The sequence below is a fragment of the Sphingomonas sanguinis NBRC 13937 genome (assembly GCF_001591005.1).
Taxonomy (GTDB): domain Bacteria; phylum Pseudomonadota; class Alphaproteobacteria; order Sphingomonadales; family Sphingomonadaceae; genus Sphingomonas; species Sphingomonas sanguinis.
The window spans coordinates 44,669-68,742 of the sequence record NZ_BCTY01000010.1; the positions used below are offsets into that span (position 1 = coordinate 44,669).

General features: G+C 67.2%; 20 protein-coding genes. 16 read left to right on the plus strand and 4 right to left on the minus strand.

Translation table 11 applies throughout. From position 1 onward, the window contains the following. Window positions 1-48: 48 nt before the first annotated feature. Complete coding sequence (acs, locus tag SSA01S_RS06930; protein WP_061779786.1) at window positions 49-2,001, minus strand: acetate--CoA ligase; 1,953 nt, start codon at window positions 1,999-2,001, stop codon at window positions 49-51. 298 nt (window positions 2,002-2,299) lie between these two features. Between acs and SSA01S_RS06935 the strand changes: the two genes are divergently transcribed. Then, entirely contained in the window at window positions 2,300-4,828 is a 2,529-nt protein-coding gene (locus tag SSA01S_RS06935; RefSeq protein ID WP_061779787.1) for a PAS domain-containing hybrid sensor histidine kinase/response regulator family protein, read from the plus strand. On the opposite strand, the gene SSA01S_RS06940 is transcribed toward SSA01S_RS06935, so the two are convergent. Next, complete coding sequence (locus tag SSA01S_RS06940) at window positions 4,812-5,954, minus strand: GGDEF domain-containing protein (RefSeq protein WP_156477697.1); 1,143 nt, start codon at window positions 5,952-5,954, stop codon at window positions 4,812-4,814. The genes SSA01S_RS06935 and SSA01S_RS06940 overlap by 17 nt on opposite strands. A gap of 228 nt (window positions 5,955-6,182) precedes the next feature. Between SSA01S_RS06940 and SSA01S_RS06945 the strand changes: the two genes are divergently transcribed. The 15 genes from SSA01S_RS06945 (at window position 6,183) to SSA01S_RS07015 (ending at window position 20,411) form a co-directional block, all read left to right on the plus strand. Next, on the plus strand, window positions 6,183-7,832 hold the full coding sequence (locus SSA01S_RS06945; RefSeq protein ID WP_061779789.1) for an MFS transporter: 1,650 nt from the start codon (window positions 6,183-6,185) through the stop codon (window positions 7,830-7,832). After that, window positions 7,829-9,001: an HlyD family secretion protein gene (locus SSA01S_RS06950; RefSeq protein WP_061779790.1), complete on the plus strand. Its 1,173-nt coding sequence runs from the start codon at window positions 7,829-7,831 to the stop codon at window positions 8,999-9,001. The genes SSA01S_RS06945 and SSA01S_RS06950 overlap by 4 nt, the downstream gene beginning before the upstream one ends. Continuing rightward, window positions 8,998-10,386, plus strand: a complete 1,389-nt coding sequence (locus SSA01S_RS06955) for an efflux transporter outer membrane subunit (RefSeq protein ID WP_061779791.1) — start codon at window positions 8,998-9,000, stop codon at window positions 10,384-10,386. The genes SSA01S_RS06950 and SSA01S_RS06955 overlap by 4 nt, the downstream gene beginning before the upstream one ends. Before the next feature lie 69 nt (window positions 10,387-10,455). Continuing rightward, window positions 10,456-10,881 (plus strand): organic hydroperoxide resistance protein, encoded by a 426-nt coding sequence (locus SSA01S_RS06960; RefSeq protein WP_058733551.1) that lies wholly within the window; start codon window positions 10,456-10,458, stop codon window positions 10,879-10,881. A 78-nt stretch (window positions 10,882-10,959) separates the two neighbouring features. Then, a complete protein-coding gene (gene gloA / locus SSA01S_RS06965; protein ID WP_061779792.1) occupies window positions 10,960-11,472 on the plus strand; it encodes a lactoylglutathione lyase in 513 nt (170 codons plus the stop codon). A gap of 163 nt (window positions 11,473-11,635) precedes the next feature. Beyond that, on the plus strand, window positions 11,636-13,075 hold the full coding sequence (locus SSA01S_RS06970; RefSeq protein ID WP_061779793.1) for a methyl-accepting chemotaxis protein: 1,440 nt from the start codon (window positions 11,636-11,638) through the stop codon (window positions 13,073-13,075). A gap of 129 nt (window positions 13,076-13,204) precedes the next feature. After that, the gene (locus SSA01S_RS06975; protein ID WP_058733554.1) at window positions 13,205-13,474 is read left to right on the plus strand and encodes an STAS domain-containing protein; all 270 of its coding nucleotides are present in this window, start codon (window positions 13,205-13,207) and stop codon (window positions 13,472-13,474) included. 13 nt (window positions 13,475-13,487) lie between these two features. Continuing rightward, on the plus strand, window positions 13,488-15,692 hold the full coding sequence (locus SSA01S_RS06980; RefSeq protein WP_061779794.1) for a chemotaxis protein CheA: 2,205 nt from the start codon (window positions 13,488-13,490) through the stop codon (window positions 15,690-15,692). Further along, window positions 15,689-16,558, plus strand: coding sequence for a CheR family methyltransferase (locus SSA01S_RS06985; protein WP_244885605.1), 870 nt, complete (start codon window positions 15,689-15,691; stop codon window positions 16,556-16,558). Before SSA01S_RS06980 ends, SSA01S_RS06985 begins: the two co-directional genes overlap by 4 nt. Continuing rightward, window positions 16,558-17,574: a protein-glutamate methylesterase/protein-glutamine glutaminase gene (locus SSA01S_RS06990; protein WP_061779796.1), complete on the plus strand. Its 1,017-nt coding sequence runs from the start codon at window positions 16,558-16,560 to the stop codon at window positions 17,572-17,574. Before SSA01S_RS06985 ends, SSA01S_RS06990 begins: the two co-directional genes overlap by 1 nt. Next, complete coding sequence (locus SSA01S_RS06995; protein ID WP_244885606.1) at window positions 17,571-18,155, plus strand: chemotaxis protein CheD; 585 nt, start codon at window positions 17,571-17,573, stop codon at window positions 18,153-18,155. Before SSA01S_RS06990 ends, SSA01S_RS06995 begins: the two co-directional genes overlap by 4 nt. A gap of 32 nt (window positions 18,156-18,187) precedes the next feature. After that, window positions 18,188-18,565, plus strand: coding sequence for a response regulator (locus SSA01S_RS07000; protein WP_061779819.1), 378 nt, complete (start codon window positions 18,188-18,190; stop codon window positions 18,563-18,565). A 24-nt stretch (window positions 18,566-18,589) separates the two neighbouring features. After that, the gene (locus SSA01S_RS07005) at window positions 18,590-19,033 is read left to right on the plus strand and encodes a chemotaxis protein CheW (RefSeq protein WP_058717542.1); all 444 of its coding nucleotides are present in this window, start codon (window positions 18,590-18,592) and stop codon (window positions 19,031-19,033) included. A gap of 50 nt (window positions 19,034-19,083) precedes the next feature. Next, on the plus strand, window positions 19,084-20,097 hold the full coding sequence (locus SSA01S_RS07010; protein WP_061779797.1) for a chemotaxis protein CheB: 1,014 nt from the start codon (window positions 19,084-19,086) through the stop codon (window positions 20,095-20,097). Then, window positions 20,094-20,411: a hypothetical protein gene (locus tag SSA01S_RS07015; RefSeq protein WP_061779798.1), complete on the plus strand. Its 318-nt coding sequence runs from the start codon at window positions 20,094-20,096 to the stop codon at window positions 20,409-20,411. The genes SSA01S_RS07010 and SSA01S_RS07015 overlap by 4 nt, the downstream gene beginning before the upstream one ends. Before the next feature lie 28 nt (window positions 20,412-20,439). Here the strand turns inward: SSA01S_RS07015 and SSA01S_RS07020 are convergent, their stop codons facing one another. Both SSA01S_RS07020 and SSA01S_RS07025 read right to left on the minus strand, forming a co-directional pair. Then, entirely contained in the window at window positions 20,440-20,937 is a 498-nt protein-coding gene (locus tag SSA01S_RS07020; RefSeq protein ID WP_061779799.1) for a helix-turn-helix domain-containing protein, read from the minus strand. 260 nt (window positions 20,938-21,197) lie between these two features. Then, the gene (locus SSA01S_RS07025; RefSeq protein WP_061779820.1) at window positions 21,198-24,029 is read right to left on the minus strand and encodes a TonB-dependent receptor; all 2,832 of its coding nucleotides are present in this window, start codon (window positions 24,027-24,029) and stop codon (window positions 21,198-21,200) included. Window positions 24,030-24,074: the final 45 nt, after the last annotated feature.

Below are 24,074 nucleotides of genomic sequence, written 5' to 3' on the forward strand. Positions count from 1 at the left end.
TACCCCTAAGTAAAAGAAGGGCCGCCATCCCGGCGGCCCCCTTCCCGATCACGCCGCCTTCTTGCCCGGCTCGATCCGGTTGGCGACCAGATGGTCGACCACCGCCGGATCGGCCAGTGTCGAGGTGTCGCCCAGCGCGTCGACCTGGTTCTCGGCGATCTTGCGCAGGATGCGGCGCATGATCTTGCCCGAGCGGGTCTTGGGCAGGCCGGGCGCGAATTGTAGGGCATCGGGCGTCGCGATCGGCCCGATCTCGCGGCGGACCCACTGGACCAGCTCGGCGCGCAAGGCTTCGTCTTCCTCGACACCGGCATTCAGCGTGACGAAGGCGTAGATGCCCTGCCCCTTCACGTCGTGCGGCATGCCCACGACGGCGGCCTCGGCGACCTTGGCGTGGGCGACCAGCGCAGACTCGACTTCCGCCGTGCCCATGCGGTGGCCGGAGACGTTGATGACGTCGTCGACGCGGCCGGTGATCCAGTAATAGCCGTCCTCGTCGCGGCGACAGCCATCGCCGGTGAAGTATTTGCCCTTATAGGTGGTGAAATAGGTCTGGAAGAAGCGGTCGTGATCGCCCCAGACGGTGCGCATCTGCCCCGGCCAGCTGTCGGCAATGACCAGATTGCCCTCGACCGCGCCGTCCAGCACCTGGCCCTCGGCATCGACGATCTGCGGCAGTACGCCGGGCAGCGGCAGCGTGGCGGAGCCGGGCTTCAGCGCGACGGCACCTGGGATCGGCGCGATCATGTGCCCGCCGGTCTCGGTCTGCCACCAGGTGTCGACGATCGGGCAGCGCCCCTCGCCCACCACATGATAATACCATTCCCAGGCTTCCGGGTTTATCGGCTCGCCGACCGAACCCAGCACGCGCAAGCTGGAACGGTCGGTCTTCTTCACCCACTCGTCGCCCTCGCGCATCAGCGCGCGCAGCGCGGTCGGCGCGGCGTAGAAGGTCGACACCTGATACTTGTCGACGATCTGCCAGAAACGGCTGAAATCGGGGTAGTTGGGCACGCCCTCATACATCAGGGTCGTCGCGCCGTTCGCCAGCGCGCCATAGACGACATAGCTGTGTCCCGTGACCCAGCCCACATCGGCGGCACACCAGAAGATCTCGCCCTCGCGGTAATCGAACACATGCTGGTGGGTATAGGCCGCCCAGAGCAGATAACCGCCGCTGGTGTGCAAAACCCCCTTGGGCTTGCCGGTCGAGCCGCTGGTATAGAGGATGAACAGCGGGTCCTCCGCGCCGACGGCCACGGGCGCGCAGTCGGTGGCGGCGGCGGCGACCAGATCGCCATACCATTGGTCGCGACCGTCCTTCATGGTCACATCCGCGCCGCTGTGGCGGACGACGACGACATGATCGACCACCACGCCGTCATGGTCCAGCGCGGCATCGACATTGGCCTTCAGCGGCACCGCCTTGCCCCCGCGACAGCCGCCGTCCGCCGTGATGACGATGCGCGAATCGCAATCGACGATCCGGTTGGCGAGGCTTTCGGGGGAAAAGCCTCCGAATACGATCGAATGGATCGCGCCGATCCGCGCACAGGCCAGCATCGCAAACGCCGCCTCGGGGATCATCGGCAGATAGATGGTGACGCGGTCACCCTTGGCGACGCCCAGGCCCTTGAGCACATTGGCGAGGCGACAGACCTGCTCGTGCAGCTCGCGATAGGTGATGCGGCGGTCGGTGCCGGGCGTGTCGCCTTCCCAAAGGATCGCGACCTGATCGGCGCGGGTTTCCAGATGGCGGTCGATGCAGTTGGCGGCGACGTTCAGCTGGCCGTCGGCGAACCAGTTGATGCGGAAATCCGCCTCGTCGAAACTGGTGTCCTTCACGCTGGTGAAGGGCGTGATCCAGTCCAGACGCCCGGCCTGTTCGCGCCAATAGCCGTCCGGGTCGCTCTTGGCCGCTGCATAGGCGCGGGCATAGCCTTGCGCATCCATGGACGCTGTATCGGCCCAGTCGGGAACGGGGTGAACATGGGCGCTCATGTCTGTCTCTCTCCTGTCTTTCCAACATCCTTAGCAGTCCAACATGGCACCTGCCTATCGGCTCCGTGACAAAGTGCTTCGCGGACCGGCCGCGCCGCAAGGAGTGTAGCGGTGCAAAATGTCGTTGCGTTGACGACCCATCTTCACAATCCCTGCCCATCACGATCAAGACAAGATACAGACGAACGAAAATTTTCATCCATACAGAGCAAGATACGGTGAACACCCTCTGTTCCTCCGGGCCAAGCAACGCTACAGCGAGCGGAGGCCAGGTTTCGGAGGGGGAAACGAACCGAGCATGATCGCGACTGCCCACGACTCTGCCGACATCCCGCCCGGCTTCGCCGCTGTTCTGGCACGAAGTGGCGAGATGGGACGGTTGATCGCGGGATTCGACTGGTCATCGACGCCGCTCGGCCCCATGTCCGGCTGGCCACAAAGTCGCCTGACCGCGATCGCGATCATGCTGGCGTCCTCGATTCCCATGGCGACGATCTGGGGGCCGGAGGGCATCCTGATCTACAATGCCGGTTATGCCGCCTTTTCGGGCGATCGGCATCCGGCAATGCTGGGCAGCCCGCTGGTGCCCTGCTGGCCGGAGGCGGCGGCCTTCAACACGCAGGTGTTGGCCGAAGGGTTGAGCGGGCGCACGCTTGCCTTTCGCGACCAGGCGATGATGCTGGGCCAGAGGGGGGCGGCGCAGCAGCACTGGCTGGACCTGGACTATACCCCGATCGCCGACGAGAACGGCCATCCCGCGGGCATCATGGCGACCGTGATCGACAGCAGCGCCCGGATGCGCGACCGGCAGGAGCGCGAGAGCGCCCTGTCCGCCGCGCGCGAGAGCGAAGCCCGCTTCCGCAACGTCGCCGACTATGCGCCGATGATCATGTGGGTCACCGATCCGCAGGGACATTGCACCTATATGAACCGCGCGTGGCAGGTGCAGACCGGCCAAGCCGTGGAGGACGGCCTGGCCTTCGGCTGGGTGAAGATGCTCCATCCCGACGATCGCCAGCCGGTCGAGAACGCCTTCCGCACCGCGATCGCGCAGGTCGACTCGTTCCAGATCGAGTTTCGCCTGGCCCAGGCCGAGGGTGGCTATCGCTGGATGATGGTCACGGCGATGCCGCGCTTCGACGATGACGAAACCTATCTGGGTATGGTCGGGTCGGTCATCGACATCGACGAGCGCCGCCGCGCCGAAGCGACGCTGCGCGACGTCAATGCCGTGCTGGAACGCCGCGTCATGGAGGCGCTGGCCGAGCGCAAGCTGTTCGCCGACATCATCGATTCGACCGGTACGCTGGTCCAGGTGCTGGGCTTCGACCATCGCTATCTGGCGATCAACCGCGCGGCAGCCGAGGATTTCGAGCGGTTGTTCGGCACTCGCCCGCAGATCGGCCAGCATAAGAGCGACGCGATGGCCGGGCGGCCCGAAATCCTGTCGGTGATGCGTGACTATTGGACGCGCGCGCTGGCGGGCGAGGAGTTCGCGGTCATCCAGGCGCTGGACGATCTGGCTGGCGAGCGGCGGCATTACGAGCTGAGCTTCAGCCCGCTGGTCTCGACCGAGGGGACACCGATCGGCGCCTATCAGTTCGCGACCGACGTCTCGGACCGGCTGGCGCAGCAGGAACGGCTGCACGACATGGAGGCGCAATTGCGCCAGAGCCAGAAGATGGAGGCGGTCGGCCAGCTGACCGGCGGCATCGCGCACGACTTCAACAACCTGCTGCAGGTCGTGGTCGGCAATCTGGAGATGCTCGACCGCTTCCTGCCGGAGGGCGACAATCCGCGCGCCAGGCGGGTCGCGACCAACGCGATGACCGGGGCCAAGCGCGCCGCGACGCTGACCCAGCGGCTGCTCGCCTTCTCCCGGCGCCAGCCGCTGGCGCCGCAATCGGTCGATACGCCACGCCTGGTCGAGGGGCTGTCCGACCTGCTGACCCGCACGCTGGGCGAGCAGGTCAGCCTGACGGTCGACGCCGCCCCCGACCTCTGGGCGGTCGAGGCCGATCCCAACCAGCTGGAAAGCGCGATCCTGAACCTGGCGGTCAATGCGCGCGACGCGATGCCGCATGGCGGCACCCTGTCGATCACGATGCGCAACGCCACGCTCGACGGACTGGCGACGATGGCGGCGGGGCCGGTGCCCTATCCCACCGATCCGGGCGATTATGTCGCCATCCATGTCAGCGATACCGGCACCGGCATGGACCGTGCGACGCTGGGCCGCGTGTTCGAGCCGTTCTTCACGACCAAGGAGGTCGGCAAGGGAACGGGGCTGGGCCTGTCGATGGTCTATGGTTTCGCCAAACAGTCGGGCGGCCAGGTGCAGATCGAATCCACGCCGGGCGAGGGCACCTGCGTCACCCTGTTCCTGCCGCGTTTCCAGGGCACCGCCACCGCCCCGGCGGAGGCCGCCTCGCCCATCCAGCGTCCGACCCACGGGTCGGAGACGATCCTGGTGGTCGAGGATGACGCCGATGTCCGCGCCTATTCGACCGAGGCTTTACGCGAACTGGGCTATGACGTGCTGGAGGCGGAGGACGGTGCCTCGGCGCTGGCCTTGCTCGACGCGCCCGAGGCGAGCCGAATCGCACTGCTGTTTTCCGACGTGGTGCTGCCGGGCGGGATGACCGGCGCCGACCTCGCCTCCGCCGCGCGTTCGCTGCACCCGGAGCTCAAGGTCCTGTTCACCACCGGCTATGCCCGCGACGTGATCGTCCATGGCGGACGGCTGGACGCAGGCGTCGCGCTGATCACCAAACCCTTCGACTTTGCCGACCTGGCCGCGCGTATCCGGGCTATGCTCGACGGCTGAACCGTTGGGCGGGCGGGGCTACGATGTCCGGCCGGGGCGGCGTTGCGTCCGGTCCGCGAACGCCGCCCCCCGCGCGCTTGACGGCATAGGAGCGTTCATCGGCCTGATGGATCAGCGTCTCGAACTTCGCCTCGGGCAACAGCCCGATCGCATAGCCGAGACTGAGGCCGACCGAGATCGTCTGGTCAGGCCCCAGGTCGCAGGGACGGGTCAGTTGCTTGTGGATGCGATGGGCCAGCGCCCTTCCGGCCGCTTCGTCCCCGCGTTGCACCATGACGAACTCATCGCCACCGGTCCGCGCGACGATGATGTCGTCGTGTACGCTCGCCTGGATACGTGAGGCCAGCACCGCCAGCACGCGGTCGCCTGCGCTGTGACCGAACCGGTCATTCACCTCCTTGAAACCGTCCAGGTCGAAGGCGTGGACGACAACCGTCTGCCCGCTGTCGGCGGCCAGCGCCTCAAAGGCCTCCCGCAGGCCCAGCCGATTGAACAGGCCAGTCAACGGATCGCGCCGTGCCAGACTTTCCAACTCCAGGCGAAGCGCGACTGCTCGACGGGCCGTAGCATGAACGAAGGCGACGCTCTGAAGCCCGGCGATCGCGAAGACGGCTAGGAATAGGGCGACGAAGACGTGACGCGGGCCGAGCAGCGCCGTGGCGAGCGCATTGGGCAGCACCAGGCACAGGATGCCGGTACTGGCAATCCAGGGCCGAACCGACAGCCGAGCGATCAGTCCCGCGCTATAGCCAAAGGCGATGGCGACCGGCAGCAGGTGAAGCGCCGTCTCAGGCAGCATATAGATCGCGATCGAAAACAGGCTGATCGACACGCATACCGCGATCGTCGTGACGGCGTGAAGCCACTCGCACCGCTGCAGCATCTCCAGCGGCGCAGCGCAGTAGGCGGCGCGGTGGCGTTGATGATGGAGGATCATGCCGATCTTCACGAGGCTCACCGCCACGCAAAGCACGTTGGTGACGATCGCCAGGACATTGGGCACGACCAGCCAGATATACAGGCCGGTCGCAGCCATCATGCCGGACAGGATGACCATGGGCACGACATTGTCGGCCAGAGCGTCTACGAGTTCGCGATAGACAGGTTCCGTTTCCTTCTGTCGCAACACCACATTCCCCAACGCTCACCACCAACACTAATCTATGTTTAGTCAGACTGGGTCAACAGCCCTTTAAGGCGTTCGCCCATATCCCTCGATTGGCCCCATCAGACCTGTAGCGCACCGATGGGACAGTATAAAAACACGGCCTGTCCAGTTCCTTGGCCATCCTTTTGCCCGACGCATCCGAGTCGGTGGGTTGTGCGTTGGGCGCTGGGGCATGAAAGGACGGGGATGGCATCGCGGTTTCGGCAATTCTGGAGCGAGGAGGAATGGTCCTTCGCTCCCCATGAACGGCCGACCATTCCCGGATCGCCGGGCAATTTCGATCATCCCAATCGGCGACGGCTGGCTTATGGCGTCATCGCCGTGCTGATCGGGCTGACCGGTGGCCTCGGCAATGCGCTGGTCCAGGTCAATACGGTGCAGTTGCAGGGCGCGCTGGGGCTGGACCCGACCGAGATCGCCTGGCTGCCCATCGCCTATGTGATGACCAACGCGTCGATCAACCTGTTGCTGATCAAGTTCCGCCAGCAATTCGGTCTGCGGCCCTTCGCACTGCTCTTCTCCGGCCTCTATACGATCCTCGCCTTCGCCCATCTGTTCGTGCGCGACTTCTCCACTGCGATCGCGGTACGCGCCGCCAGCGGCATGGCGGCGGCGGCCCTGTCGTCGCTGGGCCTCTATTACATGATGCAGGCGCTGCCCGCGCGCTGGCGGTTGAAGGCGATCGTGCTGGGCATCGGCGTGCCGCAATGCGCCACACCGCTGGCCCGGCTGTTCTCGCCCGAACTGCTCGCCATGTCGCATTGGCGCACGCTCTATATGTTCGAGTTCGGGCTGGCGGCGATCAGCCTGGCCTCGATCATTGCGCTGCGCCTGCCGCCGACGCAGAAGGTCAAGGCGTTCGAGCCGCTCGATTTCCTGACGTTCGCGCTCTATGCCCCCGCCATCGGGCTGTTTTGCGCGGTCCTGGGCCAGGGGCGGCTGGTCTGGTGGACGCAGGCCGCGTGGATCGGCTGGGCGCTCGCCATCGCCATCCCCCTGCTCGCCGCTGCGCTCTGGATCGAGCATCATCGCACCAATCCGCTGCTCAACACGCGCTGGCTGGGCTCGATGGACATCGTCCGATTCGCTATCGTCACGATCATGGCGAGGATCGTGTTTTCGGAGCAGAATTTCGGCGCGGTCGGGCTGTTGACCACGCTGGGCCAGAATAACGACCAGTTCGGCACGCTATTCGCCATCGCCTTCATCGCCTCGATCGCGGGCGTCGTCATGAGCGCGGTGACGCTGGACGTGAACCGGCTGACCCATCCGGTCATGTTCGCCATCGCGCTGGTCGCGGTCGCCGCCTATGCCGACAGCTTCTCGACCAACCTGACCCGTGCGCCCGAACTGTACGCCACCCAGGCGCTGATCGCCTTTTCGACGACCTTCTTCCTCGGCCCGTCGCTGCTGTTCGGCATGACCCGCGCGCTGCAACAGGGGGCGGGGCATGTCATCAGCTTCATCGCGCTGTTCGGGATGCTCAATTCGGTGGGCGGCCTGGGCGGCACCGCGCTGCTCGGCACCTATCAGACGATCCGCGAAAAGGCGCACAGCGCCGCCATCGTCCAGAATATAGATCCTACCGACCCGCAGGTGACGCAGCGGATCGCTGCGGGCGGATCGCGCGTGTCGGGCGTGGTCGGCGACCCAACGCTCGCCCGTGCCGAGGGCGCCGCGCTCCTGTCGCAGGCGGCCACGCGCGAGGCCAATATTCGCGCCTATAACGATGTCTTCCGGCTGGTCGCCGCGCTGGCGGCCGCCGTCACTCTGTTCCTTGCGCTGCTGACCTGGCGGCGCGCGCGCCGCGCCCGTGCGGCGGAGGCTAAAGCATGACCGATACCCGTTCGCCCGTCTCCCCCACCCCGATGACCGAGGAAGCCGCCGCCGAAGCGGGCGTGCCGCCGCCCGCCCCCGCGCCGGTGCCGCCCCCCGCTCCCACTGCCAGCTGGCGACCACCGTCGGGCGGCTGGCGGTCACGCGCGCTGATCGTTCTGCTGGTCATCGGGGGCATCGCGGCGGTGCTGGCGGCCTGGCGGCTGCCCCCCTTTTCCAGCGATGTGCAGTCGACGGACAATGCCTATGTCCGCGGCCGCACCACCGTGATCGCGCCGCAGGTCAGCGGTTATGTGACGGCCGTGCTGGTCAAGGATTTCGAGACGGTGCGCGCCGGGCAACCGCTGGTGAAGATCGACGACCGCATCTATCGCCAGCGCGTGGACCAGGCGACTGCGCAGGTCGATGCCCAAGCGGCGACTTTGGCCAACAGCCGCCAGACCCAGGCGGCGCGCACCGCCAGCCTCGCCGCGCAGGATGCCGCCGTCGCCAATGCCGAGGCACAGCTGATGCGCGCGCGGGCCGACATGGCGCGCGTCAACGACTTGGTGACCGATGGATCGGTCAGTTTGCGCGAACGCGACCAGACGCTCGCCTCGCTGCGCCAGGCCCAGGCCGCGCTCCGCCAGGCCCAGGCCGCGCGCGAGATCGCCCGGCAGGATATCCGCACCGTCGAGGTCGGGCGCGGCGGGCAGAAGGCGGGCGTATCGGGTGCGGAGGCGGCCCAGCGACTGGCGCAGATCGACCTCGCCAACACGGTCGTCCGCGCCCCCGAAAACGGCCGCCTGTCTGAGGTCGGTGTGCGGCTGGGCCAGTATGTGACGGCCGGGTCACAGCTGATGTTCCTGGTGCCGCCCGAGACCTGGGTCATCGCCAATTTCAAGGAGGCGCAGACCGCGCGCATGGCGGTGGGCCAGCCCGCCAGCTTCACCGTCGACGGCCTGAGCAATGCGCGACTGAAGGGCCATGTCGAGCGGATCTCGCCCGCCGCCGGGTCCGAATTCGCGGTGCTGAAGTCGGACAACGCCACCGGCAACTTCACCAAGGTGCCGCAGCGTATCGCGGTGCGTATCCGCGTCGATCCGGGCCAGCCGCTCAGCCAGCGGCTGCGTCCCGGCATGTCGGTGCAGGCCAGCGTCGACACCTCCGGCGGACCGGTGGTGCGATGACGCGCCTCGCCCTTCCCCTCGCCACCGCGCTGCTGCTCGCGGGATGTATCGGCCCGCGCCCGGCGCCCCCCGCCGATACCGCCGTCGTGCCGCCACCCGCCTGGCGCACCGCGCTCGGTCCCGGCAGTCCGATCGCGGCCGACTGGTGGCAGGCGTTTGGCGATCCGCAGCTGACCGCACTGGTTGCCCGCGCGCTGGAGAATAGCCCCGATCTGGGCAGCGCCGCTGCCCGGGTGGAAGAGGCGCGCGCGCAGGAACGACTCGCCCGCGCGCAACTCTCGCCCAATGTCACGGCGGGCCTGCCGGTCAGCGAGGGGCGCAGCGTCTCCGCCTTCGGCACTGGACTCGACCAGCTGGGCGCGCAGCCGCTGGTCCAGGCCAGCTATGATTTCGATCTCTTCGGCCGCCTACGCAACGCCCGCGCCGCCGCCCGAGCCCAATTGCTGGCGACCGAGGCGGCGCGCGACACCGTCCGGTTGGCGATCGCCGCCGGCGTGGCAAGCGGCTATGTGACCCTGCGGGCGCTCGACCACCGGCTGCACATCGCCGAGGAGACGCTGGCCGCGCGCGCCGACGCGCTGCGCATTGCCCGGCGGCGGGCGGAGACGGGCTATACCTCCAACCTCGAACTGCGACAGGCGCAAGGCGAATATCACGCGACCGAGCAACTGGTCGCCGCCGCCCGGCTGGCCGTCACGCGCCAGGAAAATGCACTGAGCGTCCTTGTCGGCGGCACGCCCGGCCCGATTTCGCGCGGGCTGGCGATCGACCGGCTGATCCGCCCCGCCATCCCCGACGGCCTGCCCGCCGACCTGCTGCGCCGCCGCCCCGACCTGTTCCAGGCGGAGCAAGCGCTGGTCGCCGCCGACCGCTCGCTCGACAGTTCGCGCGCGGCGATGCTGCCCAGCCTGGGGCTGACCGGATCGGCGGGCGTCGCCTTTTCCAATGCGCTCAACAATCCGATCACCCTGTTTTCGATCGGTGGCAGCGTACTCGCGCCGATCTTCGACGCCGGGCGCCTGCGCGCGCAGGCCGATGCCAGTGCGGCACGGCGCGACCAGGCCGCCTATGCCTATCGCAAGACCGCGCTGACCGCCTTCCGCGAGGTGGACGACAGCCTCGCCTCGGTCCGTCGCTCGGGCGAGCAGGCGGTGGCGCTGGCCGGGCAGCGTGCCGCGCAGGCGGATGGGTTGCGCATCGCCTCCAACCGCTACCGGGCAGGCTATTCCTCCTATCTGGAACAGCTGGATGCGCAGCGCGGATTGCTGACCGCCGAACTGGCGCTGGCCGAGGCGCAGGCCAATCAGCTGACCGCCTATATCACCCTGTACCAGGCGATGGGCGGTGGCTGGTCCGCCGATGCGATCCGCGCCACCGCCCGATAGGACGTATGGAACGCGAGCGCCCCTGATGCGCTAAGCCCCGCGAACCGATTCATGATTGGGAGCACCGATATGGGCGTGAACGTGATCTACAAGACCAAGGCAACGGCCACCGGCGGGCGCGACGGCGCGGCGCGGTCGGAGGACGGCTCGGTCGACGTCAAGCTGGTCGTGCCGAAGGAAATGGGCGGTCCGGGCGGTGAGGGGGCGAACCCCGAAAAGCTGTTCGCCGCCGGCTATTCGGCCTGTTTCCTGGGCGCGATGAAGGCCGTGTCGGGTAAGGAAGGCGTGAAGGTGCCGCCGGACGCTACCGTCACCGCCGAGGTCGGCTTCGGCCCACGTGAAGAGGGCGGCTTCGGCATCACCGTCGATCTGGTGGCGAGCCTGCCCGGCGTCGAGCGCGCGGACGGTGAGCGCCTGATGCACGCCGCACATCAGGTCTGCCCCTACTCCAATGCGACTCGTGGCAATGTCGATGTCGGCCTGACCCTCGCCTGAGCCTCTACCCCTCACCTATTCGCAAGCCCTTCGCCCGATGACGGCGAAGGGCTTCGCCGTTTCCAAGGACCCGATGATATGACCCGCCCGACCGGCACCGAGAGCTTCGCCCTCAACCAGACGATGCTGCGCATCCGCGATCCCCGGCCCTCACTCGCCTTTTATCAGGACGTGCTTGGCATGACGCTGCTCCAGAAGCTGGATTTCGAGGAGATGAAATTCTCGCTCTATTTCCTCGCCTATCTGGCCGAGGGCGAGACGATCCCGGAAGACCCCGCCGAACGCGCCCGCTTCATCTTCAACCGCGAGACGACGCTGGAGCTGACCCATAATTGGGGCACGGAGAGCGACCCAGATTTCCGGGGCTATCATGACGGCAATGCCGATCCGCGCGGCTTTGGCCATATCGGGATCAGCGTCGCGAACGTCACCGAGGCCTGCGCGCGATTCGAGGCGATGGGCGTACCGTTCAAGAAGCGGCCGCAGGACGGCAAGATGAAGGATATCGCCTTCATCACCGACCCGGACGGTTACTGGATCGAGATTCTTTCGGCACAGGGAATGGCAGAAAGCATCGCGTCCAACAGCTGATTTAACCTCGGCATTCTCTGACCTTGTCCGTTTTGAAACGGGATGTTTACCCCTCCTGACCAATATGGTCACAGATGTCGGAGGAACCGGGCTTTTCCCAACACCTCCGTCCAGATGCGAGTGCTCCCGCTCGCCTGAAGATTTTTTCGGAGGGTATCCCGTTATGTTGTCCTGGTTTGCCAAGACGGCACCGATTCGTGTGAAATTCGATGCACTGACGGTGATCTATGGCGGCATTGCCGCTGTCGGCCTGGGCGCGACAATCGTGGCGAGTGGCGGCTTGTCTCTCAGCCTGCCGATCATCCTCGCCGCCACGGGGCTGGTCGCCTCGCTGATCGTCTCGCGGGTCAGCCGCAAGCTGATCTGCGATCCCTATGTCGGCAGCGTCGTCGCCATGGAAGCCCTGGCGTCCGGCGACTATAACCGCGAAATCCTCTACACCGACTATCAGGACTGCATCGGCCGGATCGCGAAATCCATCGTGGTCTTCCAGCGCAACGCCGCCCGCGTCCAGGAAGCGGCCCACGCGCAGGACATCGTCGTCGGCGCGCTGGGCAAGGGGCTGGGCGACCTGGCCGAGGGCAATCTGACCGCCGCCATCCAGACGCCCTTCCCCGCCGATTACGAAAAGCTGCGCCTCGACTTCAACCGCGCGACGGACGCTTTGGCCCGCACGATGAGCGCGGTCACGGTCGCCACGCACGGCATCAATTCGGGCGCCAGCGACATCCGCCAGGCGTCCGACGACCTGTCGCAGCGCACCGAGCAGCAGGCCGCCAGCCTGGAGGAAACCTCGGCCGCGATGGACGAGATCACCTCGACCGTCCGCCAGACCGCCGAAGGCGCGAACCGCGCCAACCGCGCGGTCGCCGATGCGCGGATCGAGGCCGAACAGTCGGGCGAGGTGGTGCGCCGCGCGGTCGACGCCATGGCAGGCATCGAGCGCGCCTCCAGCGAGATTTCCGAGATCATCAGCGTCATCGACGGTATCGCCTTCCAGACCAACCTCCTGGCGCTGAACGCCGGGGTCGAGGCGGCACGCGCGGGTGACGCGGGCAAGGGTTTCGCGGTCGTCGCCTCCGAAGTGCGCGCCCTGGCGCAGCGCTCGGCCGACGCGGCCAAGGACGTGAAGTCGCGAATCCTCGCCAGCTCGGAACAGGTCGAATCGGGTGTCAGCCTGGTCAGCGAGACCGGCCGGGCGCTGGAGCGGATCATCGGCCAGATCACCGAGATCAGCACGCTGGTGGAAAACATCGCCAGCTCGGCCGAAAAACAGGCGATCGGGCTTCAGGAAGTCAACACCGCCGTCTCCGCGATGGACGGCGTGACCCAACAGAACGCCGCGATGGTCGAACAGGCCACCGCCGCCGCCCGCTCGCTGGCGGTGGAGGCCGATGGCCTGGCGCGCGAGATCGCCCGTTTCCGAATCAGCAACCAGCCGGGCGATGGCTTTGCCGCGCCCCAGCCGGTCCACCAATTGCAACAAAGGGCCGCCGCCGCCGGGCGCCGCATCGTCCAGACCGCACAGGTCACGCGCCCCGCACCGCAGACGACCGGCAATGTCGCCCTGGCCGTCAACGACGAGGAATGGACCGAATTCTGATCTTCCCGAACTCCCGCGCCCACCCCGTTGGGCGCGGGAGCCCCGATCCGAAGTCGGTAACCTCGCCTACACCATTCATCCGATAGGATGTCTCGGCGCGATCATTCGCCCAAGTCCCGGAGTCCGATCATGTCCGCCTTGTCCCTTGCCCCCGTGCTCGACACCACCGCCGCCGCTCCGTTGCGACAGGCGCTGCTCGATCTGATCGCGTCGGGTGACGCCATCACTCTCGACGGGTCGCAGGTGGCGCAGGCGGGTCAGGCCTGTCTCCAGGTGCTGGCGAGTGCGCAGGCCATGGCCGCATCGGTCCGGGCCGACTTTGAACTGCAAAATCCATCCGAGGCCTTGGCTTCGATGATCGCGCTGGCCGGGCTCGACAGCCTCGCCACCGCCGCCTGAGGGGGGCGACCCGATGAATCTCGACGAGATCCAGCAGATTTTCTTCCAGGAGTGCGAGGAAGGTCTCGGCGCACTGGAAACCGCCTTCGACGATCTGCGGCGCGGGCGTCACGACGACGAGACGATCAACACCGTCTTTCGCGCGGTCCACTCGATCAAGGGCGGTGCGGGCGCGTTCGGCCATGAACGGCTGCAGCATTTCTCGCACCATTACGAAACCGTCCTCGACCTGATTCGCAACGGCACGCTGCCGCTTGGCGAACCGCTGATCGACCTGATCGTCGCGGCGTTCGACACGCTGTCCGACCATGTCGCCGCCGCTCGTGGCGAGGGCGCGACGCCAGCGGACCAGGCTATGCTCGACCGGCTGGGCGCGGCCGCACTGGGCGATGTCGGGGGCGGGACGGCCGAGCCCGAAGCCGCCGCCGAACCCGTGGCCGAGGTGCAGGCAGAGGCCGCGCCCGCGCTCGACGATTTCGACGCGCTGTTCGCGATGCTCGAAGATCCCGCTCCCGCGGCCGAGGAAGCGACGCCCGAGTGGATCGTCACGGTGCATCCGGGGCCGCGCGCCTTCGATCACGGGGCCGAGCCGATGCTGGCGCTGCGCGAACTGGTGAGGATGGGCGGTCGTACCCTGTCCGCCGACTTGTCCGATCTGCCGCTGCTCGACGGTCTGGACGCCGAGCGCGCCTATATCGGTTTCACCATGGCGCTGCCCGGTGATGCCGATGAGGAGGATATTCGCGCGGTCTTCGACTTTGCCGACCCGCAATGCCGCCTGACCGTCACCCGCGCCGCCGTCGCCGCACCAGCCCCGGTCGTGGCAGAGGTCGAGGCCGAACCGGCACCGCCCGCGCCCGTTATGGTCGAGGAAATGCCCGTTGCCCCCGCGCCCGTGGCGGCACCGGCTCCGACGCCCCCCGCCCTGGTCGCCGTGGCACCGCCGCCGCCCGCGCCTGCGCCCGCCGCAGCCCCCGTTTCGGTGACCGAGGCGGCGAGCAGCCCGCGCGTCGCCGCCGCCGCCGCGCAGACGATCCGCGTCGACCTCGACAAGCTCGACCGGCTGGTCAACCTGGTCGGCGAGCTGGTGATTACCCAGGCGATGCTGGCCCAGCGCCTGTCCGAAAGCGACATGGGCTCGATCCCCGAGCTGTCCGACCTCGACCACCTGACGCGCGAGCTGCAAGATTCGACGATGGCGATCCGCGCCCAGCCGATGAAGACCGTCTTCAGCCGCGTGCCGCGAATCATCCGCGAGTTGGAGGTCGAAACCGGCAAGCGCGTCCGCCTGGAAGTCGAGGGCGAGATGACCGAAGTCGACAAGACCGTGGTCGAGCGGATCGGCGAACCGCTGACCCACCTGATCCGCAACGCCGTCGACCATGGCCTGGAGACCCCGGCCGATCGCAAGGCGGCGGGCAAGGACGGCGAAGGCGTGGTCACCCTGTCGGCCGCGCATCAGTCGGGCCGGATCGTCATCACCGTCGCCGATGACGGACGCGGCATCGACCGCGCCCGCGTCAAGGCGAAGGCGATCGAGCGCGGCATCATCGCCCCCGATGCGCAGCTGTCCGAGGAAGAGATCGACAATCTGATCTTCGCCCCAGGCTTTTCGACCGCCGCCGTCGTCTCCAACATCTCGGGGCGCGGCGTCGGCATGGACGTGGTGCGCAAGAACATCCAGGCGCTGGGCGGCCGCATCGGCATCCAGTCAGTGCTGGGCAAGGGGTCGAGCTTCTCGCTCAGCCTGCCGCTGACGCTGGCGGTGCTGGACGGCATGATCGTCACGGTCGGCGACCAGACCTTCGTCATCCCGCTGACCCATATCGTCGAAAGCCTGCGTCCGGGCATCGACGAGGTGCATGTGGTCGGCGGCCAGTCGCCGCTGCTCGACGTGCGCGGCACCTATGTTCCCGTCCACCGGGTCGGCGAGCAGCTCGGCGTCACCGGCGCGATCGCCAAGCCCGAAAATGCGGTGCTGATCGTGGTCGAAAGCGACCAGGGCCAGGCCGTGCTGATGGTCGACTCGATCCAGGACCAGCGTCAGGTGGTCGTGAAAAGCCTGGAGGCGAATTACCGCGCCATCCATGGCCTGGCCGGGGCAACGATCCTGGGCGACGGGCGCGTCGCGCTCATCCTCGACGTCGATGCGCTGATCGGCCGCTGGCGGCGTGACGGCCGCGGGCCGAGCGCCTTCCTGGAAGACCTGGCAGCGTGACCGCGCTCGCCGCCCTTTCCCCGCGCGGGAGCGAACGCGAGATGGAGTTCGCCTTCTCGGCGTCCGACCATCGCGCGATCGCCGACCTGATCTATGCCGAATCGGGCATCCTGCTGCCCGAGACCAAGGCCAAGCTGATCTATGGGCGACTGGCGCGGCGGCTGCGGGCGTGCGGGTTGAACGACTTCCCGTCCTATCTCGCCTTGATCGAGACGGATGCGGACGAACGGGCCCGCGCGGTCGATGCGCTGACCACCAACCACACCGCCTTCTTCCGCGAAAATCATCATTTCGAGCATTTCCACGAGGCGCTCTGGCCGGATTTCCGCCAGCGGCTGGCCAGCGGCGGGCGCGTGCGCATCTGGTCGGCGGCCTGCTCCAGCGGCGAGGAACCCTATTCGCTGATGATGACGATCGCGGGCCAGGACGTCCGTGCCGCCGAGAAGCTGGCGACCCAGGATTTCCGCCTGCTGGCGACCGACCTGTCGCCCAGCGTCATCGCCACCGCGCGCAGCGGCCGCTATCCGCTGGATACGACCCGCGCCATGCCTGCGTCGATGCGCTCGACCTGGTGCCGCCGGGTCGGGGAGCAGGACGAGCTGCACCCCGCGCTGCGCGCGCCCATCGCCTTTCGCGAGCTGAACCTGCTGCGCGGCTGGCCGATGAAGCGCCCCTTCGACGTCATCTTCTGCCGCAACGTCATGATCTATTTCGATGAGCCCACCAAGGCCCGGCTCCTGGGCCGGTTCGCCGACCAGCTGGTCGATGGCGGTATCATCTATATCGGCCATGCCGAACGCATCCCCACCGAGGTCGCGGATCGTTTCCGCTGCATCGGCCGAACCGCTTTTCAGAAAGTGTCCTGATGGCCATCCGAACGCTGATCGTTGACGATTCCCCCACGATGCGCGCGCTGATCGCGAATACACTGAGCCGCGATCCCGATATCGAAGTCGTCGGCGCGGCCAATGGCCCGCTCCAAGCGCGCGAGATGATCAAGGCGCTGGACCCCGACGTCATCACGTTGGACGTCGAGATGCCCGACATGAACGGCCTCGACTTCCTCGAACGCGTGATGCGGCTGCGCCCCATGCCCGTCGTCATGCTCTCCACCCTGACCCAGGCTGGCGCGGACATCACGATCCGCGCGCTGGAGCTGGGCGCGGTCGAATGCTGCGCCAAACCGGCGGCGGGCTGCGTCGACCGCAATCTGGTCGACAGCGTGAAGGCCGCCGCGGGCAGCCGCCGCGTCCGCATGGCCGACCATGCCCCCGCCGCGCCCGTGCCCCATGCCCAGTTCGAGCCGCTGCCCAAGGCGCTGATCGCGATCGGCGCATCGACCGGCGGGGTCGAGGCGCTGATCCAGGTGCTGAGTGGCTTTCCGGCGAACTGCCCGCCGACGGTCATCGTGCAGCACATGCCCGCGACCTTCACCACCAGCTTTGCCGCGCGGCTCGACCGGCTGTCCCAGCCGACCGTCGCCGAGGCCCGGCACGGCCAGCCGCTGCAACCCGGTCATGTCTATCTGGCGCCCGGCGGCACCCATCACCTGGAAGTCGGCGGCTTCGAGGGGCAGTATCGCGCGCGCCTGATCCCCGACGATCCCACCAGCGGTCATCGCCCCTCGGTCGACCGGCTGTTCCAGAGCGTCGCCAAGGTCGCCGGGCGCAACGCGGTCGGCGCGATCCTGACCGGCATGGGCCGCGACGGGGCCGAGGGCCTGCTGGCCATGCGTGGCCAGGGCGCCTTCACGGTCGGCCAGGACAAGGAAAGCTGCGTCGTCTATGGCATGCCGGGCGTCGCGCAGGAGATCGGCGCGGTCACCAAGCAGCTGACGCTGACCCGCATCGCGCCCGCCATCATCGACCGGTGTCGCGCATGAACGCGATGCGCGCCCCGATCATCACCGGCTTGGCGCAACGCGACGGGCTGCGCCGGATCAACGTGATCCAGGGCGAAACCCGCGTCAGCCAGGAAAAGGATGTCGTGCTGACCACCGTGCTGGGCAGCTGCATCTCGGCCTGTCTTTACGATCCGATCGCCGGAATCGGCGGATTAAATCACTTTTTGCTCGCCGAACCGGGCGTCGCGGAAACCGATCCTAAATCCATGCAGCGCTATGGTGTCTATGCCATGGAAGTTTTGATCAACGCGATGATGGCGCTCGGCGCACAGCGGCACAGCCTGAAAGCCCGGCTTTTCGGCGGTGCGATGATGCGCGACGGCTTTCGCGACATCGGGTCGGCCAATGCCCAGTTCGCCCGCCGCTTCCTGGCGGACGAGCGCATCGCGCTGGTGGGCGAGGACGTGGGGGGCATGAGCGCCCGCCGGGTCGAGTTCCGTCCCGCCCTGGGTCTCGCCCGGTGCCGCCATGTCACCGACACGGTCATGCCGCCGCCACGGGCCGCACGGCCGGCCCCGCCACCACCACCCGCCGCCACCGGCGATGTGGAGTTCTTCTAATGTCTCTCGATTCTTCCATGAAAGGCCAGTTCGTGTCCCAACTCATCATGACCGTGGACGATTCGCCCAGCATGAGAATGCTTCTGCGCGCCGCGCTCACCGATATGGGATATCGGGTGCTGGAGGCCGAGGACGGCGTCCATGCGCTCGATACGCTGGACGGCGTGACGCCGGACACCGCCCCCGATCTGGTCATCACCGATATCAACATGCCGCGCATGGACGGTTTCGGCCTGATCGAGGCCCTGCGCCGCCAGCCCGGTCATCGCAACCTGCCGATCCTGGTGCTGACCACCGAAAGCTCGGACGAGAAGAAGGCACGCGCACGCGAGGCGGGTGCGACCGGCTGGATCGTCAAGCCCTTCAACCCCGAAAAGCTCGCCGCGGCCATCCGCCGCGTGCTGCACTGATCCCGTTCGGAGAGGAACACCGCCATGTCGCGTCAGCTCATCACCTTCCAGCTCGGCGACCAGATCCTGGGCGTCGACATCATGGCCATCCGCGAAATCCGCGCTTGGTCGCCCGCCACCCCGCTGCCCAACGTGCCCGCCCATGTGCGCGGCGTGGTGAACCTGCGCGGTGTGGTGCTGCCGGTGCTCGACCTGCGCCACCGGCTGGGCTGGGGCATCACCGATCCCAGCGCGCGACATGTCATCATCGTGGTGCGGATCGGCGACCAGCTTCAGGGCCTGATCGTCGACGCGGTCAATGACATCGTGACCATCCCGCCCGAGGCGATGCAGCCGCTGCCCGACATGGGCGATGCGACGGCGGCCCATTATCTGGAAGGACTGGCGACGATCGAGCAGCGCCTGATCCTGATCCTGGCGCTCGACCGGCTGACCGACAGCGTTTCGCTGACCGCCGAGGCAGCCTGATCATTTTCTCTGTATCGTGACGGCGTATCCGTCTTGGAAGGTATTGCGTAATGGCCGACGTAAAGGTTCTGGTGGTCGATGACTCGCTGACGATGCGGGTCCTCATCTCGGGCGCCCTCGAACGCATCAAGGGCGTGCAGGTGGTGGGAGCCGCCGACGGCGCGGCCGAAGCGCGCGAAATGGTCAAGCAATATCGTCCCGAGGTGATGACGCTGGACGTCGAGATGCCGGGCATGAGCGGGCTGGAATATCTGGCCGAGATCATGGAAGAGCGGCCGATGCCGGTCATCATGTTCTCGACCCGCACCGCCGCCGGCGCGGCCGAATCGATCGAGGCGCTGCGGCTGGGCGCGATCGACTGTTTCCCCAAGCCCAAGGTGGCGGTCCAGTCCGAACTGGATGCGATCATCGGCAAGCTGGGCAAGCGGATCAAGTCGGCGCGCAACGCCGATCTGAAGCGGACCTCGGCCAGCACGCTGGGCCATGCCAAGAAGGTGACGACCGCGCCGATGAACTGGAACGGCCGCGTGCTGGCGATCGGGGCCGACGCCGCCAACACCCAGGCGCTGTTCGACCTGTTCCAGAATTTCCCGCCCAACTGCCCGCCGACGCTGGTCGTGCAGCAGATGTCGCCCGGGCTGTTGACCCCGATGGTCGAGCAGCTGCGCGAACAGATCGCCCCCAAGGTCGTCGAAGCGACCGACGGCATGAAGGTGGAACAGGGCACCATCTATTTCGCGCCGCAGGGCGACACGCACATGGTCATCGACAGCTGGCCCGAAGGCACGATCCGCCTGCTCGCGCGCGAGCCGGTGGCGGGTGAGCGTCCGTCCATCTCGCTGCTCTTCGCCTCGGTCGCCAAGGCGGCGGGCAACAACGCGCTTGGCGTGCTGGTTGCGCTGGACGACGAAGACGGCGCGGCGGGCCTGCGCGCGATGATGGCGGGCGGTGCCTATGCCATTGGCCGCAACGGCACCGACTTCACCCTGTCCAAAGGCATGGCGTCGCAGCCGATCGCGGGCGACGCGATCGCCGCCAATATCATGAAGCTGTGCAGCAAATGACCGAAAAGGCAAAAGACGGGGGCGCCGCCCCCGGCCTCAGCCCGGGGCTGAGCCCCGCCCTGGCCCAGGCCCTGGCCGACGAGCTGGTCGAACTGACCCACTCCTTGGCCGAGCTGGCCTATGAGCTGGGCAGCGACCCCGACACGCTGCGCCGCCACATGGTGAGCATCCAGTCGGTCGACCGGATCACCCAGGCGCAACTGGCCATCGCCGACATATTGCGATCCGATGCGCCGACGGCGAACCGGATCGACGGCGTGACGCTGGAAACACTGGCCGATCGTCTGCGCAACAGGCTCGATCAGGCGGCCTGATTCACGCCCCCTGATCCCTGGCGGACGGTCAGGCGCCGAGGCGCGGATTGTCGCGAAGCGTCATCCGCTCGACCATCGGACGAAGACCGGTCAGCCATTGCCGCACGCGGGCGCGGGTATCCTCGCTCAGGCTCAGCAGCGCCAGCCGACGATCGGTCGGATGCGGCGCGCTTTCGAACATGCCGTTCGACACCATCATGTTGATCCAGCGGACCGCCGTCGTGCGCGGCACCCCTGACGCGCGGTAGCAGGCACTGGTTTCCACCGGCCGCCCCGCCTCTTCCTCCAGAAACACGAACAACAGCATATCGAACGCCGGATCGGCGAACAGCTCTGCGTCGAAGAGCTGCCCGATCCCTTCGCGCGCCGAGCGGATGATCTGCCCGATATCGGCAGGTCTGATCCGTGCCTCGGTCTCGCTGCGGACGAGCGATTCCAATAGCGCCAGTTCGTCGCGAATGCGGCGAAGGCGATCGTCGATCCCGTCCGGCGTGTCCCCCGCGCGTGCATCATAGCGGTCGCTCATGACCTCAGCACTCCGACCCATATATTGCTCCCCAACCGTCAGAGTCTTGAGACCTGTCCGGCACCATCGAAACATATTCCGGTTTCGTCGTGCCATCGCAATTCACTGTCGGGCGGGATGGCATCAAATTTATGGTAGGTTAACCAGAAACTTAATTGATCGATCCCGAATTCATACCGAATCGGACACTTTTCGGAAAACTCGATGCTTGCAGAGACGCGACTGTGTCGGATCGCTTCGCAACAAGGTCATGTCCCCGGTCAGAAAAACAGCTTGCGGATCGACAGCCGCACGGTCCGACCCAGCGGATCGAGATAACCCGGCTGATATCCGATCGGCACCGTCCCGGTCGCATCCGTTACCCGCTGGCGCTGGTTGAATACATTGTCGACCACCAGGCTGACGCGCGTGCCGCGCAGCCAGGGATGTTTCTTCAACAGCTCCAGCCGCTGGCCCAGATCGGCGAACAGGCGGAAGTCGAGCGTCGCCAGACTGCCGAATTCCAGCGGCTGGGGATTGCCGGGGGTGCCGCCATTGACCCGCGTCGCGCTGCGCCAGTTGCCCGACAGCCGCATGCCGACGCCGTTATTGGCATAGCCCGCCTGCGCCTCCAGCTGGTGGCGTGACGTACCGCCGCTCGATCCGATCGCATCGCCGCGCAGCAGGTCGAGATCGGGGCCGCCATCGGCGACGATCACCCGGTCGGCAAAGGTCCAGGTGTGATAGAGCGCGAACTGCACCCGGCCGCCGCCACCGCCACGCCCGCCGCCAAAGCCCCCACCCCGGAAGCCGCCGCCCGGCCCGCCGGCACCGGGTCCGCCCGGCGCGCCACCGGGACCACCGGGACGCCCGTCTCCCGAACCGTCGCCACGCGGACCACCCTCGCCGCCCGGCCCGCCCCTTCGACCGGGGAAATTCAGGCCCGCAAAGGGATTGGGTCCGGTTCCGGCCCGAAACGCCTCGATCTCCTTCTGGATCTTCGACTTGATCGGCTTGGAGAAGTTCAGGCCCCAGCGCAGCTGCGACCGTTCGGTCCGGGCAAAGTTGATCGGGCGGGAATCGACGCGCAGCAGATTGCCGCCTGCATCGCGGGTGAAGCGGTCGGGGAAGGCCTCCTCGATCGCGGCGGTCGGCGTCGGGAAGGACGCGATCGGATCGTCGGTGTTGATGCGGTAGTAATTGGCGGTCAGGTTGATATCGCGCTGGCGCCACGGCTTCACGTTCAGGCCGAGTTTCATGACATGGCGATTGTCCGCGACCAGCGCGGGATTGCCGCCGGTTACCGCCGTGATCGTCGCGGTGGTGCCGCGCACATAGTCGAACAGGCGGACATTGGGCGTGGTGATCGTCGGATTGCCCAGCTGCTGCGCGGTCGGCGCATCCTCCTGGTCGGTCCAAGACGCCAAGAACCGCACGCCCTCCAGCGGCGACCAGTTCGCGCCGTAACCGACCGTGGTCAGCGTGCCGAAGTCCGACAGGTGATCGGCCCCGGCGTTGACGTTCAGCGACAGGTCGCCGATCGCGCCCAGCACTTGGCGGTCGCGATTGGCGATGGGGAAGTCCAGATTCACTTGGCCGTTGACGATATCGCGTGACACGTCGCCGGTCTGGACGACACCGAAGCGTGTCGAGCTGCTGGAGAAATCGCTGGTCTCACCGCCCAGCTTGACGCTGGCCTGCACGTCGCCCGCGGGCAGCGCGAAGACGCGGCCATTGAGCAGCGCATCGACCTCGCCCGAGGACGAGGTCGACCGCGCGAAATTGCGTGCCGCCAGACCCAGGGCATCGAGCGGACCATAAGGGTTGGCGGTCGGATCGTTCGCGTTCAGGCGCGCCTGCAAATCGGCGGTGTTCAGCCCGGTGTCGGTCGCGACCCGGCTTTCGGCGCGGTCGTACGAACCGGTCAGCGACCAGCGCCACTTGCCGATATCGCCGTTAAACACCGTGCCCAGATGCGCGGTCAGCCCGGTATTGTCCTGGACCAGCGGGCCATAGGCGTTGGTCAGCCGCGAGACTGTCGCACCGGTGGCGAAGGGCGAATAGGGATTGCCGACCGGCAATTGCAGATTGGCCGTGGGCAGGCCGTTCCAGCTGTTGCTCTGCGTCGTCTGCACCTCGGCATTGAACGAGGCGGACACCTTGTCGAAGATGTTACGCGCATAGACGACATTCGCGTCCCATTGCCGCTGCGCCGATTGCAGCGTGCGATAGGGCGTGACGTCGGTGCTGGTCGCCGGGCTGCCCGCCAGCTGCGCCAGGCTCGGCGCGGCGGCCAGGCCGCCGGGCACGCCGACCACGCTGGGGCTGGTGCCGGTCAGCGCGGCGAGGCCGGGATCGGCGGTGACGATATTGCCGCCGAGCGACGCGTTGGAGCCGGGCGCGATGATGCCACGCTCCGCCTCAGTCAGGCGCGAGGTTTCGGAATAATCGGTGTGGATGCTCAACCGCTTGTCGCGGCGGATCTGCAACCAGTCGAGCTTGCCCTGCCCCATCGCCGAGCCGCCTTGGGTCGGCACCTTGCCGATCGCCTCGGCCGCCAGCGAGCGGAAGCGCGGGCGCAGGACGAAGTTCACCACCTTCTGGTCGGCGCGATAGCCATATTTGAGCGAGACTTCCTCGGGCAGGATGTCGACGCGCAGGATCGCCTCGGTCGGCAGGTCGCGAATTTCCTGGAAGCCGGCGATCCGGCGACCGTTGAGCAGGATCACCGGCGATCCCCCCCGCCCGCTGGTCGTCTGCGGCGCGAGTTCGGTCAGCAGGTCGGAGACGCTCGACACGCCGTAAGCGCGGATATCGGCGGGGCTCAGCTGTTGTTCGGGGGGAATATCGCCGGGGACCTTGCCGGGTTCGCGGCGCGCGGTGACAACGACATCGCCTTCGTCCGCGCCTTCCTCATCCGCCTCGGGCTGCGGCTGGGCCTGGGTGCGCTGGGGAGCGGGCGGGGTCTGGGCGGTCGCGGCGGCGGGGGTGCCGTCCGTCGTGGTCGCGGCGGGCGTCGGAGCCTGGGACGGCGTAGCCAGCGGGGTCGCCACCTGCGCCTGCGCGATCGCCGGCATTGCACTCGCCAGCATCAAACCCGCCCAACGCCGCATGTCCATCCCTTTTCCCTCTATCCGTAGGTTTGGGCGTTAGGACGC